The following is a 13,775-nucleotide window of genomic DNA, read 5'->3' on the forward strand; positions in this document are numbered from 1 at the left end:
TAATGACGTTGATCAAGACCAGTTTGCTGAATGCTATTGCTGTTTTTGTAAAGATGGCGACATTGCTGGGGCTTAACAAAGTGCTGGCCCTTTATGTAGGGCCAGCGGGATACGCTGCTATCGGGCAGCTGCAAAATGCCGTGACTATGTTCACCACTCTGGCCAGTGGTGCTGTCAGCACCGGCGTTACCAAGTACACGGCGGAGTTTGCGGATGAACCGGTTGAGCAACGCAAGATCTGGCGTACCGCCGGCACGCTGTCACTGCTGATCTCGGCGGTGCTGGCCGTGCTGATTGTGGTTTTGCAGGCACCTTTGGCAGGCTGGTTTTTCAATGACGAAACGCTTGCACCTGTACTGGTGTGGTTTGCCTGCACCTTGGTGTTCTTTGCGTTCAACTCACTGCTGCTCGGCATCCTGAACGGCAAGAAGGATGTGCAGCGCTATGTACTCGCCAACATTCTTGGCAGCCTGATATCGCTGGCAGTGACCTGTGCGTTGACAGTAAAGCTGGGGCTGTACGGAGCGTTGGTTTCGCTGGCGGTCTACCAGTCATTGAGCTTTATGGCCACACTTGTCATTTGCATGCGAACGCAATGGTTCCGCATCACCGACTTCATCGGGGAGCTGGACAAGCAGTCGCTGTCCAGGCTTGGCAAGTTTGCCTTGATGGCTGTGGTGACAGCGTGCTCGATACCCGTGTGCCATGTGTTCATCCGTGACTATCTGGGCACGGAATTGGGGTGGGATCATGCAGGTTATTGGGAGGCCATGTGGCGTCTGAGCACGGCCTACCTCATGCTGATCACCACAACACTGGCCGTCTATTACCTGCCAAGGCTTTCCGAGCTTTCTGATGCAGGTGAGCTGCGTAGGGAAATCATACAGGGGTATAAGCTGATCCTGCCTTTGACTGTCTCCGCTGGCCTGGTCATATATCTGCTCAGGGATTTCATCATTCACGTGCTGTTCTCTGAGTCCTTTCTGCCCATGCGTGAACTGTTCGCATGGCAGATGGTCGGAGACAGCTTGAAGGTAGTGAGTTGGTTGATGGCCTACCTGATGCTAGGCAAGGCGCTTACTCGGTTGTATCTGGTGACAGAGATTCTTTCGACGCTCTCGCTGTACGCATTGACGGTTTATTTAACCCAGTTGTGGGGATATGAAAAGGTTACCCTTGCCTACGCTGTTAACTACCTGCTGTACGGAATAGTCATGTATCTTGCGGTGTTCCGCCGTTTGCACACCATTGTTGGGAATACGGCGCGGAGCTGAGTAATGATGAAGGACGTCATCGAACAGTTACACGGACGCATTCTTGACGGCGAACCTGACCAAGCCCTGATACAGGCGCAGGTTTATGGCGCACTGCTGTGGGCGGTGGATCTGGGTATCTATGATGCTGCAACACTGGAGCGCCACCTGGTCGCCCAGTGCGCCAGCCAGGTCACGGTACCGGCTGCCAGCGGCAAATCGCGGGGTTGCCTGCATGTGGTCAGCGAGCCCTACCTGCAAGGCGGGCACACCCGACTGATGGAGCGCCTGGCGCACATGCACCAAGAGCCTGTGGACCTGCTGGTTGCACGCAGCGCTAAACCCCAGGTGCTCGAACGGCTGGCCGGCTATTTTGCCCATATCGAAGTGGCGCATGGCGATGACCCGTGCGCCCGGCTGCAATCCATTGTCGACACCCTAGCCCAATACGACAAGGTGGTGCTGCATATCCATCCGGACGACATAATCACCACCGTTGCTTGTGGCCTGCTGAAACAGCAGCGTGGCGCTGCGGTGACGGTGTATTTTGTCAACCACGCGGACCATGTGTTCAGCTTTGGTGCTTCGGTGGCCGATGTGTACTTCGAGATCAGCGCCTACGGGCATCACCTGGACAAGAATAAGCACCTCACCTGCCAAAAGAGCTTCCTGGCGATCCCGATTGAAACCAGCGGAGCAAAGGTGCCGGACGCTGTGCCTGCGCATGAGCGGATCAAGGTGTTCAGCGCAGCCTCTGCCGCCAAGTACAAGCCCCATGGCGGGCTGGACATGCGCCCATCGATTAAGGCCATTCTTGACAGGTTCCCGAGCGCCGAGTGCTGGATCATTGGTGCCAACCCACTGACCAACACTTGGTGGTGGACAGTGAAACTGCGTTACCCCAGACGTTTTTTCATTCGCCGCCACCTGCCGTACAAGGACTACCTGGCCTTTGCGGAAAAAGCCGACTTCTACCTGGACAGCTACCCGATACCTGGCGGTACGGCGTTCGCCGAGCAATTGCTCAAGGGCCGGCGTTGTGTTGGGCTGGTTGCGCCGATTCAGGGCTATTCCCCTGCAGACAGCCTGAAGGTGGCCAGCGTCGACCAGTTGCTGGCCAGCATCGAGCAACCGCAGCCCAGCGCAGCGGTGGTCGAAGCCGTGCAACAGGTGAACTCGGTGGAAGCGGTGAAAGCGCGCTACCTGGCCTGCATCGAACGGGGTGAATACAGCGAAAACCAGCTGACGGCCATGCTGCCGTGGTCGGGCAATCTCGATTTCATGAAACCGACAGGTAAGGTCACTAGCATGATCCCTGCGGATGTTTTCGACGCCCTGTGCCGTATGGACACAAACCTGGCGTTGCGAACGCTGCTTTCCTACGCCTGGGTGCCGCGCATCAAGATCCTGATCAAGGTCACGCTGTTGCGGCTGGCCAGGTTTGCTAGAGCGCGAGGGTGAGTGTGATCAAGATCTTTATCGGCGTGCTGTTCTGCCTGCTTTTCTTGAGCGATTACATCGTCCTGACATTGGGGCTGGGCAGCGCCTTTGCCGGCTGGCGTGAAATGATCAGCCTGTTGCTGGTCATGTGGCTCTTACTGCGTGCCCTGGCCAGCATCACTGCGCGTGGCATGGTTAACCTCGAAGTCGGCCGGTCGTTGCTGATTGTGCTGTTCTTCGCCTTCCTGTACCTGCTGTTTGGCGACTTAAGTGCGGGATCGGTGCGTATGTTCCGTGCACTGGCCGTGCCGGTGTTTGTCGGCATGGCTGTGGCCATCTGGGCGCAGGCGGTGTCGACCGAGAAAAAGCTGCGCCATGTGTACTGGTCGGTGTTGGCCATGAGCGTACTCACCGGCCTGTATGCACTGTACCAGTACCTGACCATCGCCTCGGTCGAGCAGTTCTGGTACTGGCCGTTGCTAAGCGCCAAAGGCTACGAGCTACAGCCCTATAACTCGATGCGTGACGGGCTGCCGCGGATTTCCGGTTTTTTCACCGGCACGCTGGAGTTTTCCGCTGTCATCCTGAACACCGCCGCCATGACGCTGGCTGTGTTGCTCAGCGGGCGCGATTGGTCGCTTACCCGGCGTCTGCTATTGAGCGCTGCGTTTTTGCTGCTGTGTGTGTTGATCGCAATTGGTTCGGTGCGTACGGCCATGATCGGCCTGGTGTGTATCTGCGCGATGCTGGTGGTGACCAGGGTGCTGCGTACGGCCTGGCTGATTTCGCTGCTGGGTTACCTGCAGTTCTTTGGCTTGACCATGGCGATCTTCGCCTACCTGTCGATGGGCTACACCCAGGATTTGTCCGCACTGGACCGTGAGCGCCAGTGGTTGCATATGTACCAGGTGCTGAATGCGCACCCGATGGGCTATGGCTTCGGCTCGGTAGGGCCAGGCCAGCCGTACTGGTTCGACTCGTTCTGGCTCAACCTGCTGGCCACCTGCGGATGGGTCGGGGCGCTGATCATGGCGGGGTTGATTCTTTGGTATCACAAGCTGGTGACGATCATCGTTCGGGACAGGCCGCATGCCAGCGCGTGGAAAAACGGCTTGGGCAACTTCGTGATTGCCAGCTACCCGTTCTTCCTGAGCTCGTTCTTTTTCCAGTCCTATACGAACAGCGTGGTCCTTTACATATTCGCGATCGTGGTGATGGTGATCATTGGTGAAAACAGAAGAACAAAAGTTGAGCTTGGCAGTACTGATCGTTCTGTATCGGAAAACTAGCCAGGACTCGATTGCCCTGCAGTCGCTGCTTGCACAGCAGGCATTGCTGCATGAAGAGGGTATCGACCTGCAACTGTACGTCTGGAACAACTCGCCTGGCGTGGCGCAGCCGTGCCCGGGTGTGCGTTGGTACGAGGCGCACAATCAACGCTTGTCGGTGATCTACAACCAGGTCGCCGCAGAGGCGTTCGCTGCTGGCGTCGAGCTTTTCATGATCTCGGACGACGATACCAACTATTCGGACGTTCGCCTGTCCAGCTGCCTGGCGCAGATCGGCCAGGTGCGCAGTGCGCCAGACGGCGATCAGGTAGGCGTGTTCATGCCCCGCTTGGTCAGCCATGGGCAACTGGTGAGCCCCGGCCAGCGCTGGCTGTTCATGGGCCGCCTTACCCCCGATGTGGCCCCCGGCCTGGTGGCCTCGAAAAACCTGCTTGGCATCAACAGCGGGCTGATTTTCACTCGCCAGTGCTTCCAGCGCATGAAACCGTTCTACGACGAGCGGCTGCGCTTCTATGCCACCGACACCGACTTTTTCATCCGCTACGAAGGCTATTACTCCAAGGCCTGCGTACTGGATGTGGAAATTGCCCACGACCTGTCCGAGCACAGCGCCGATACCCCTGAGCGCGCGTTGTTCCGCTTTGAAGAAATGATTCACGGTTTGCGCATCAGCTTTCATTCCCACAGCCTGCTGCAGCGCGGCCTGCTTGACCTGTATCTGGTCTACGCCGCTATCCGCAAGGCGGTTGCCTACCGCAGCCCGGCCTTCGTCAAAGCCTTGTTTACCCAGGTGAGGGCCGTGAAATGATGCATGCCTTGCTCGAAAAACTGGTGTTGCTGGTCAAGAAGCGCCCAATGGTAATCGACCGGCGGATCTCGTCGGGCTACCTGCTTGGGCTGATCGTGAGCAAGCTGCTGATGGCCTGTCGCGGGGTGATTCGCCTGCGCCGGCGGCGGTTGGCGTTCATCGGCTCGGGGGTAACCCTGAAGGAAGTAAGCAAGATCGACTACGGCCCCGGGCTGGTGATCGATCAAGGCTGCTTTGTGGATGCGTTGTCCAATGACGGCATACGCTTCGGCACCGCCGTGTCACTGAACAAGCACATCATCATCGAATGCACCGGCAGCCTGGCCAACATCGGCAAGGGCCTGGTGATTGGCGACAACGTCGGCCTGGGTGCCGGTTGCTTCCTGGGTTGCGCCGGCGGCATCGAGATTGGCAGCGATACCATCATCGGCAACTTTGTCAGCTTTCACTCGGAAAACCACAACTTCGAAGACCCGCTGCAACCCATCCGCCTGCAAGGCGTAACCCGCCAGGGCATCAGGATTGGCCGCAACTGCTGGCTCGGTGCCAAGGTAACCGTGCTTGATGGCGCGGTGATCGAAGACGGTTGCGTGTTTGCTGCAGGGGCGGTGGTAGCTGCGGGTGTTTACCGCAAGAACTCGATTTATGGCGGTGTGCCGGCCAAGTTCATCAAGGCGCGGGTTGCTGAAGAAGGGGCGGCATGAAAACGTTGCACTTTGTCCATCTACTGAATGACTACAGTGGTAGCCCCCGGGTTCTGAACCAGACTATTACCGCACTTCAGCAAAGTGGCGCCGATTGCACGCTGCATGTAGGCAGCAGTGGCCACGGCGTGCTCGACGAATTGCAGGTTCGCACCTGCAAGTTTGCATACAAGCGTTTCGACAACCGCTGGCTGACCTTGCTGGCCTATGCCGGCTCTCAGGTGGCGTTGTTCTTCAGCATGCTGCGCCGCGTGCAACCAGGGCACGTGGTGTTGATCAACACCATGCTGCCCTTTGGCGCCGCCCTGGCTGCACGCTTGCGCGGTGCCAAGGTGGTGTACCACGTGCACGAAACCTCCATTCGGCCAGCGCTGTTGAAGGCGTTCTTGCGCCGGGTGATAGCCGGCTGTGCCAGCAAGGTGGTCTACGTGTCGAAGTACCTGCAGGTGCAAGAGGGTGTGGCCGGGGTGCCAGCAGTGACTGTGTATAACGGCCTGGCCGAGGGCTTTCAACAGCAGGCGATGGCCACGCCGTACCAACACTTGCATGCCGGCCGTTTCAATGTGCTGATGCTGGCGTCGTTGAAGGGTTACAAAGGGGTGGACGAGTTTGTCGCCCTGGCCACAGCGCTGGCTGGCGACCCGCTGCTGAAATTTACCCTGGTACTCAACGCCAGCCCGCAGGAAGTGGATAGCTACTTCGCAGGCAAGGCGCTGCCGGCAAACCTGGTGCTCAGCCCGGCCAGCGCAGATGTTGCGAAGTTTTACCGCGAGGCCAGCCTGGTGCTGAACCTGTCCCATGTGGATGGCTGGGTGGAAACCTTTGGCCTGACCATTCTCGAGGCCATGGCATTCGGCATTCCCACCATCGTGCCCCCGGTAGGCGGCCCGGTCGAACTGGTCAGCGATGGGGTAGAGGGTTACCAGATCGATTCGAAGCACCACCAACAGTTGCTGCGCACGGTTGCGCGCCTGTCGCAGGACCCACAGGCGTGCCAGGCATTGTCCGAGCACGCACGCATGAAAGCGAGTGAGTTTTCCACCGCCAACTTCCAGAAAAATATCGTGATGGTGTTTGATGACCTATAAGATTGCAGTGATTGGTACGGTAGGTTTGCCCGCTCAATACGGTGGTTGGGAAACATTGACCGAACAATTGGTGCGCAACCTGCCCAGTGACTGTGAACTCACCGTGTATTGCAGCGCACCGCATTACCCCCAGCGCCCGAAGTTTTTTGAACGTGCCCGTCTGGTTTACCTGAACCTCAAGGCCAATGGCGTGCAAAGCATTCCGTACGACGTGCTGAGCATGCTGCACGCGTACCGCAAGCATGACCTGATGCTGATCCTGGGGGTTTCCGGCTGCATCGCCTTGCCATTCATGCGTCTACTGACGCGCAAGCCGATCGTGGTGAACATCGACGGCTATGAATGGAAGCGCGCCAAGTGGTCCAACTTCGCCCGCTGGTTCCTGAAACTTTCCGAAGCAGTGGCGGTGCGCTTTGCTCACGCTGTCATCACCGACAACAAGGTGTTGCAGGAATACGTGACCGCCGAATACAACAAGCCCAGCGAATTGATTGCCTACGGTGGTGACCAGGCCCGAGCCGGCGAGCCGAGCGTGCAAGCCCGTCAAGCGTACCCGTTCCTTGCTGCACCTTACGCCTTCACGGTGTGCCGCATCGAGCCGGAGAACAACATCCATGTCATTCTCGAGGCCTTTGCCGGGTCTGGCATGCCGTTGGCGATTATCGGCAACTGGAACCACAGCGAATACGGGGTGCAACTGCGCAAGCAGTATGAAGGGGTGAGCAACATTCACCTGCTGGACCCGATCTACGATGTGGAGCAATTGAGCCCGCTGCGCAGCAATGCCACGGTGTACCTGCATGGCCACAGCGCCGGCGGTACCAACCCTTCGCTGGTGGAAGCCATGTGGTTGGGCCTTCCGGTGGTGGCCTTTGATGTGTCGTTCAACCGCGCCACCACCGAAGACCAGGCCCTGTACTTTGCCGACAGCGCCTCGCTGCGCAACCATGTGCAGGCGCTGCTGGGCGATGCCGAGGCGCGTGCAAACCTGTCGACGCGCCTGCATGAAATTGCCAACCGCCGTTATCGCTGGTCGGTGGTGGCGGAGCAGTACCGCAGTGTGTTCATCCGCCTGCTGGGTAATCGTTGATGGTCGAGCAAGGCATTCTGGTCACAGGCGGCAGTGGTTTCGTCGGCACGGTGCTGCTGCAGCGGCTAGCCCGCGACGCCCGCTGGGCGCCGCGGGCGTTGGTGCGCAAGCTGCCCGGCCAGCGGCTGGCCGGTGTCGACTACCAGCCCTTCAGGGAACTCGCGGCGGTGGATGTGGCATCCGGCCATTTCGAGCAAGTGGACACCGTGATTCACCTGGCCTCGCGCGTGCATGTGATGCGGGAAACCGCAACCGACCCATTGGCCGAGTTCCGTCGGGTAAACGTTGAAGGCACCTTGAGCCTGGCCCGGGCAGCTGCCCAGGCCGGCGTGCGGCGCTTCATTTTTGTCAGCTCGGTGAAGGTGAACGGTGAAACCACCGACGGCCGCCAGCCTTTTTCGGCCGACGAAGCCCCTGCGCCATCAGACCCCTACGGTATTTCCAAGCGTGAAGCCGAAGATGGCCTGCGCCAACTGGCAGCGCAAACCGGGCTGGAAGTGGTAATCGTGCGCCCGGTTCTGGTGTATGGCCCAGGCGTAAAAGCCAATTTCCGCAGCATGATGAACTGGCTGAGCAAAGGCGTGCCGCTGCCATTCGGCGCCATTCACAACAAGCGCAGCCTGGTGGCGTTGGATAACCTGGTGGACCTGCTGCTTACCTGTATCGATCACCCGGCAGCGGCCAACCAGACGTTCATGGCCAGCGATGGCCACGACCTGTCCACCACCGAGTTGCTGCAACGGCTTGGCCAGGCACTGGGCAAGCCCGCCAGGTTGCTGCCCGTTCCCGCTGCCTGGTTGAAGGGGGCGGCGACCTTGGCCGGCAAGGGCGCCCTGGCCCAGCGTTTGTGCGGTTCGTTGCAGGTAGACAGTGGCAAAACCCGTGAATTGCTGGGCTGGCAGCCCCCGCTGGACGTGGACCAGGCATTGCGGGCCACGGCACTCAACTTTTTGAAAGAGCAAGACAAATGACGGCATGGTGGCTTATCCCCCTGGTCGCAGGTGCATCCCTGCTGTTGACCGCAGCACTGCGGCGCTACGCCCTGAACAAGCAGATCATCGACGTGCCCAACGCGCGCAGTTCGCACACCGTGCCTACGCCAAGGGGAGGCGGTGTGGCCATTGTGCTGAGCTTTCTGGCTTGCTTGCCGGTGCTGGGCCTGGTCGGTGCCGTGCCGCTGGCGGCGCTGGTTGCCATTGGTGGGGCAGGGGCGTTGATCGCGGTCATCGGCTTCATGGACGACCACGGGCACATCGCGGCCCGCTGGCGCTTGCTCGGCCACTTCGCTGCAGCCGCGTGGATGCTGTATTGGTTGGGTGGCCTGGCGCCATTGCAGGTGTTCGGCTTTACCCTCGACCTGCAGTGGTTCGGCTTCATTCTGGCGGCGTTCTACACCGTGTGGATGCTTAACCTGTATAACTTCATGGACGGCATTGATGGTATTGCCAGCGTCGAAGCGGTCACCGCCTGCCTGGGCATGGTGCTGCTGTCGGCCTTGGCCGGTGTGCCGCAGTTGATGGCGCTGCCGCTGTTGCTGGCTGCGGCCACGCTGGGCTTCCTTTTCTGGAATTTCCCGCCAGCCAAGATCTTCATGGGCGACGCCGGCAGCGGCTTCCTCGGCATCGTGCTGGCGGGCCTGTCGCTGCAGGCCGCATGGGCTTCGCCGCAGTTGTTCTGGTGCTGGTTGATCCTGCTGGGGGTGTTCGTCGTGGATGCCACTTTCACCCTGATCCGCCGCCTGTTGCGCGGTGACAAGGTGTACGAAGCACACCGCAGCCACGCTTACCAGTTTGCCTCGCGGCACTATGGCAAACACCTACCGGTCACCCTGGCGGTGGCAGTGATCAACCTGTTCTGGCTACTGCCGGTAGCCCTGTGTGTGCTGTTACTGGGCCTGGACGGCGTGTGGGGCGTGATCATCGCCTACCTGCCATTGGCATATCTGGCCGTGCGCTGGCGCGCCGGTGAACTCGAACACTAGCTAAAGTGATAGGACGAAGACAGTAGACATGTCACTTTGGAAAGCCCTAAGAGGTTTTATGGATAAGCTGCGCTCAAGACTGCTTGGACTACCTCGACGTCACAAACGGCTGATTCAGGTAGCGACGGATGTGGTTCTGGTCTGGTTCGCGCTGTGGATGGCGTTTGTCGTGCGCCTGGGTATCGACGACCTGGCCAACCCTGTTCGTGATCACACCTGGTTGTTCATCACCGCGCCGATCATCTCGATTCCGTTGTTCATCCGCTTTGGCCTGTACCGGGCGGTGATGCGCTATTTCGGCAATGATGCACTGATCGCCATCATCAAGGCCGTGACCCTGTCGGCGCTGATCCTGGGCTTCATCATCTATTGGGCCAGCAACCACCAGAACGTGGTGCCACGCTCGATCACCTTCAACTACTGGTGGCTGAGCCTGATCATGGTCGGCGGCCTGCGCCTGGCCATGCGCCAGTACTTCCTCGGTGACTGGTTCGCCACCGCCGTGCAGCACGTGCCCTTCGCCAACCGTGATGACGGCCTGCCACGGGTAGCTGTATACGGTGCGGGCTCTGCAGGCAACCAGTTGGTGGCGGCCCTGCGCATGGGCAAGGCCATGCGCCCGGTGGCGTTCATCGACGACGACGCCAGCATCACCGACCGGGTGATCGCCGGCCTGCAGGTGTATCAGCCAGAACAGCTGCAACGCATGATCGACGACACTGCTGCCGAAGAAATCCTGCTGGCGTTGCCCTCGGTCAGCCGCAGCCGTCGCCGTGAAATCCTCAACCTGCTGGAAGGCTACCCGCTGCACGTGCGCAGTGTGCCCGGCTTCATGGACCTGGCCAGCGGCCGGGTGAAGGTGGACGACATCCAGGAAGTGGACATCGCCGACCTGTTGGGCCGCGACGCGGTGCCTGCGCAAGGCGACCTGTTGCAGCACTGCATCATCGACCAGACGGTGATGGTGACCGGCGCCGGTGGCTCGATCGGCTCCGAACTGTGCCGCCAGATTCTCGGGCAAACCCCGCGTACCTTGCTGTTGTTCGAGCACAGTGAATTCAACCTGTACACCATTGCCGGCGAGCTGGAACAGCGCATCGTTCGCGAAGGGCTGGCCGTGCAGTTGATCCCGATCCTCGGCTCGGTACGTGACCAGGCCAAGATGCTGGACGTGATGCGTGCCTGGCAAGTGGATACGGTGTACCACGCCGCCGCCTACAAGCATGTGCCCATTGTCGAGCACAACATTGCCGAAGGCCTGTCGAACAACGTGTTCGGCACCCTGTACACCGCCCAGGCCGCGCTGCAGGCCGGTGTTGCCAACTTCGTGTTGATTTCCACCGACAAGGCCGTGCGCCCCACCAATGTGATGGGCAGCACCAAGCGCCTGGCCGAAATGGTTTTGCAGGCCCTTAGCCGCGAGCTGGCACCCGTGTTGATGGGCGACACCGGCAACGTGTCGCAGGTGAACAAAACCCGCTTCACCATGGTGCGTTTCGGCAACGTACTGGGCTCGTCGGGCTCGGTCATCCCGCTCTTCCACAAGCAGATCAAGGCTGGCGGGCCGCTGACCGTGACCCACCCAAAAATCACCCGCTACTTCATGACTATTCCCGAGGCCGCGCAACTGGTGATTCAGGCCGGCTCCATGGGGCAGGGTGGGGATGTGTTCGTGCTGGACATGGGCGAGCCGGTAAAGATTGTGGAGCTGGCGGAAAAAATGATTCACCTGTCCGGCTTCAGCATTCGCTCCGAGCGCAACCCGCTGGGCGATATCGCCATCAACTTCACGGGCTTGCGCCCGGGTGAGAAGCTTTACGAAGAGTTGCTGATCGGCGACAACGTGATTGCCACGCGCCACCCCATGATCATGAGCGCCAACGAAGACTACCTGCCCTGGGATGTGCTGAAGCAGCGCCTGGAGGCGCTGCGGGCCGCCTCTTCGGTCGATGACTTCGCCACCGTGCGCCAGCTGTTGCGCGACACCGTGAGCGGCTATGTGCCCGGCGGGGAAATTGTCGATTGGCTGTACCAGCGTCGGCGTCTGGAGCCCTGAGCGCGGCACAAACAAACAGAACAGGTGTTGCCTGCAAAGCAACGCCCATATGAACTTCAAACGCAGTGAAGTTTGACAGCGGGAAATGGGAAAAACTGAACGATGACTATTCTGGTAACTGGTGGTGCGGGTTTCATTGGCGCGAACTTCGTGCTCGACTGGCTGGCGGGTAGCGATGAGCCTGTGGTCAACCTCGACAAACTCACCTACGCAGGCAACCTGCAAACCCTGAGCAGCCTGCAGGGTGACAAGCGCCATATCTTCGTGCACGGCGACATCGGCGACTCTGAGCTGGTAGCCCGCCTGCTGCAGGAGCACCAGCCGCGCGCGATCGTCAACTTTGCTGCCGAGTCCCACGTCGACCGCTCTATCCACGGCCCCGAAGACTTCATCGAAACCAACATCGTTGGTACCTTCCGCCTGCTGGAAGCCGTCCGCGCCCATTGGGGTGGCTTGAATGACCAGGCACGCCAGGCGTTCCGCTTCCTGCATGTATCCACCGACGAAGTGTACGGCTCGCTGGCCGCCGACGAACCGGCCTTCACCGAGACCCACCAGTACCAGCCAAACAGCCCGTATTCCGCCAGCAAGGCCGCCAGCGACCACCTGGTGCGCTCGTATCACCACACCTACGGCCTGCCGGTACTGACCACCAACTGCTCGAACAACTACGGCCCGTACCACTTCCCGGAAAAACTCATTCCGCTGATGATCGTCAACGCCCTGGCCGGCAAGCCACTGCCGGTGTATGGCGACGGTCAGCAGATTCGCGACTGGCTGTACGTCAAAGACCACTGCAGCGCCATTCGCCGCGTACTGGAAGCCGGTACCACCGGTGAGGTGTACAACGTTGGCGGCTGGAACGAAAAGCCCAACCTGGAAATCGTCAACCGCGTATGCGCACTGCTGGACGAACTGCGCCCACGCGGCGACGGTAAGCCCTACGCCGAACAGATTACCTACGTGACCGACCGCCCCGGCCATGACCGCCGCTACGCCATCGATGCCCGCAAGCTGGAGCGCGAGCTGGGCTGGAAACCCGCTGAAACCTTCGAAACCGGCATTCGCAAGACCGTGGCCTGGTACCTCGACAACCAGGAGTGGGTGCAGAACGTACAGTCCGGCAGCTACCGCGACTGGGTAGAGAAGAACTACGCAGGGCGCTCGGCATGAAACTTCTGCTACTGGGCAAGGACGGCCAGGTAGGTTGGGAGCTGCAACGCAGCCTGGCCCCGCTGGGCCAGGTGCTGGCGCTGAACAGCCGCAGCCAGGCGCACTGCGGCGACCTGGCCAACCTGCCAGGCCTGGCCGAAACCGTGCGCGCCTACGCCCCAGATGTCATCGTCAACGCCGCCGCCTATACCGCCGTCGACAAGGCCGAAAGCGACCGCGAGCAAGCTTTCAAGGTAAACGCCGAAGCCGTCGGCGTGCTGGCCCGTGCTGCCGCCGACTGCGGCGCACTGCTGGTGCACTATTCCACCGACTACGTGTTCCCTGGGCAGGGCACCCAGCCCTGGCGCGAAGACGACGCAGTTGGCCCGCTGAATACCTATGGCGAAAGCAAGCTGGCAGGCGAACGAGCCATCCAGGCTGCCGGTTGCCAGCACCTGATCTTCCGCACCTGCTGGGTGTATGCCGCCCGCGGCAACAACTTCGCCAAAACCATGCTGCGCCTGGCCGGCGAACGTGACAGCCTGGGCGTGATCGACGACCAGCACGGCGCCCGACTGGCGCCGAACTGATCGCCGACATCACCGCCCACGCCATCACCGCCACCCGTCGCAACCCGGCCCTGGCCGGCCTGTACCACCTGGCGGCTGGCGGCGAAACCACCTGGTGCGGTTATGCCCGCTTCGTGCTCGAGCAGGCGGCGGCACAAGGCGTGGCGTTGAAAACCCACGCCGAACAGGTCAACCCTTTGACGACCGACGCCTACCCGACCCCGGCCAAGCGACCGGCCAATTCACGTCTTGATACCCACAAACTGCAGAAGGCTTTTGCCCTGAACCTGCCAGACTGGCGCCAGGGAGTGGCCCGCATGCTCACGGAAATACACGAGAAATGAC

At 60.3% G+C, this 13,775-nt stretch carries 11 protein-coding genes and 1 pseudogene; all 12 read left to right on the top strand.

Annotated elements, in window-relative coordinates; all coding sequences use genetic code 11:
* The first annotated feature begins 2 nt into the window (after positions 1–2).
* The 12 genes and pseudogenes from AB5975_16890 to rfbD all read left to right on the top strand — a co-directional run bounded on the left by AB5975_16890 (position 3) and on the right by rfbD (position 13,774).
* Positions 3–1,274 (top strand): O-antigen translocase, encoded by a 1,272-nt coding sequence (locus AB5975_16890; protein ID XDR18347.1) that lies wholly within the window; start codon positions 3–5, stop codon positions 1,272–1,274.
* Between the two features lie 3 nt (positions 1,275–1,277).
* A complete protein-coding gene (locus tag AB5975_16895) occupies positions 1,278–2,714 on the top strand; it encodes a hypothetical protein (GenBank protein XDR18348.1) in 1,437 nt (478 codons plus the stop codon).
* A gap of 2 nt (positions 2,715–2,716) precedes the next feature.
* Positions 2,717–3,982: a hypothetical protein gene (locus tag AB5975_16900; GenBank protein ID XDR18349.1), complete on the top strand. Its 1,266-nt coding sequence runs from the start codon at positions 2,717–2,719 to the stop codon at positions 3,980–3,982.
* Complete coding sequence (locus AB5975_16905; protein XDR18350.1) at positions 3,942–4,790, top strand: hypothetical protein; 849 nt, start codon at positions 3,942–3,944, stop codon at positions 4,788–4,790. The genes AB5975_16900 and AB5975_16905 overlap by 41 nt, the downstream gene beginning before the upstream one ends.
* On the top strand, positions 4,787–5,494 hold the full coding sequence (locus AB5975_16910) for an acyltransferase (GenBank protein XDR18351.1): 708 nt from the start codon (positions 4,787–4,789) through the stop codon (positions 5,492–5,494). Before AB5975_16905 ends, AB5975_16910 begins: the two co-directional genes overlap by 4 nt.
* A complete protein-coding gene (locus AB5975_16915; protein XDR18352.1) occupies positions 5,491–6,582 on the top strand; it encodes a glycosyltransferase family 4 protein in 1,092 nt (363 codons plus the stop codon). The genes AB5975_16910 and AB5975_16915 overlap by 4 nt, the downstream gene beginning before the upstream one ends.
* The gene (locus AB5975_16920; GenBank protein XDR18353.1) at positions 6,572–7,672 is read left to right on the top strand and encodes a DUF1972 domain-containing protein; all 1,101 of its coding nucleotides are present in this window, start codon (positions 6,572–6,574) and stop codon (positions 7,670–7,672) included. Before AB5975_16915 ends, AB5975_16920 begins: the two co-directional genes overlap by 11 nt.
* Positions 7,672–8,643, top strand: coding sequence for a UDP-glucose 4-epimerase family protein (locus AB5975_16925; GenBank protein ID XDR18354.1), 972 nt, complete (start codon positions 7,672–7,674; stop codon positions 8,641–8,643). Before AB5975_16920 ends, AB5975_16925 begins: the two co-directional genes overlap by 1 nt.
* Positions 8,640–9,653 (top strand): glycosyltransferase family 4 protein, encoded by a 1,014-nt coding sequence (locus tag AB5975_16930; protein XDR18355.1) that lies wholly within the window; start codon positions 8,640–8,642, stop codon positions 9,651–9,653. Before AB5975_16925 ends, AB5975_16930 begins: the two co-directional genes overlap by 4 nt.
* Positions 9,654–9,711: 58 nt before the next feature.
* Positions 9,712–11,709, top strand: coding sequence for a polysaccharide biosynthesis protein (locus AB5975_16935; protein XDR18356.1), 1,998 nt, complete (start codon positions 9,712–9,714; stop codon positions 11,707–11,709).
* Positions 11,710–11,811: 102 nt separating this feature from the next.
* A complete protein-coding gene (rfbB, locus tag AB5975_16940) occupies positions 11,812–12,882 on the top strand; it encodes a dTDP-glucose 4,6-dehydratase (GenBank protein ID XDR18357.1) in 1,071 nt (356 codons plus the stop codon).
* Positions 12,879–13,774, top strand: a pseudogene (gene rfbD / locus AB5975_16945) (dTDP-4-dehydrorhamnose reductase). The gene rfbB and the pseudogene rfbD overlap by 4 nt, the downstream one beginning before the upstream one ends.
* The last annotated feature ends 1 nt before the right edge of the window (position 13,775 follow it).

It is taken from the genome of Pseudomonas putida, from assembly GCA_041071465.1.
GTDB lineage: Bacteria > Pseudomonadota > Gammaproteobacteria > Pseudomonadales > Pseudomonadaceae > Aquipseudomonas > Aquipseudomonas putida_P.

What these genes read in the sequence shown, in the direction of transcription:
- AB5975_16890 (XDR18347.1), top strand. Translation starts at nt 3, where the DNA reads ATGACGTTGATCAAGACCAGTTTGCTGAATGCTATTGCTGTTTTTGTA.
- AB5975_16895 (XDR18348.1), top strand. Translation starts at nt 1,278, where the DNA reads ATGATGAAGGACGTCATCGAACAGTTACACGGACGCATTCTTGACGGC.
- AB5975_16910 (XDR18351.1), top strand. Translation starts at nt 4,787, where the DNA reads ATGATGCATGCCTTGCTCGAAAAACTGGTGTTGCTGGTCAAGAAGCGC.
- AB5975_16915 (XDR18352.1), top strand. Translation starts at nt 5,491, where the DNA reads ATGAAAACGTTGCACTTTGTCCATCTACTGAATGACTACAGTGGTAGC.
- AB5975_16920 (XDR18353.1), top strand. Translation starts at nt 6,572, where the DNA reads ATGACCTATAAGATTGCAGTGATTGGTACGGTAGGTTTGCCCGCTCAA.
- AB5975_16925 (XDR18354.1), top strand. Translation starts at nt 7,672, where the DNA reads ATGGTCGAGCAAGGCATTCTGGTCACAGGCGGCAGTGGTTTCGTCGGC.
- AB5975_16930 (XDR18355.1), top strand. Translation starts at nt 8,640, where the DNA reads ATGACGGCATGGTGGCTTATCCCCCTGGTCGCAGGTGCATCCCTGCTG.
- AB5975_16935 (XDR18356.1), top strand. Translation starts at nt 9,712, where the DNA reads ATGGATAAGCTGCGCTCAAGACTGCTTGGACTACCTCGACGTCACAAA.
- rfbB (XDR18357.1), top strand. Translation starts at nt 11,812, where the DNA reads ATGACTATTCTGGTAACTGGTGGTGCGGGTTTCATTGGCGCGAACTTC.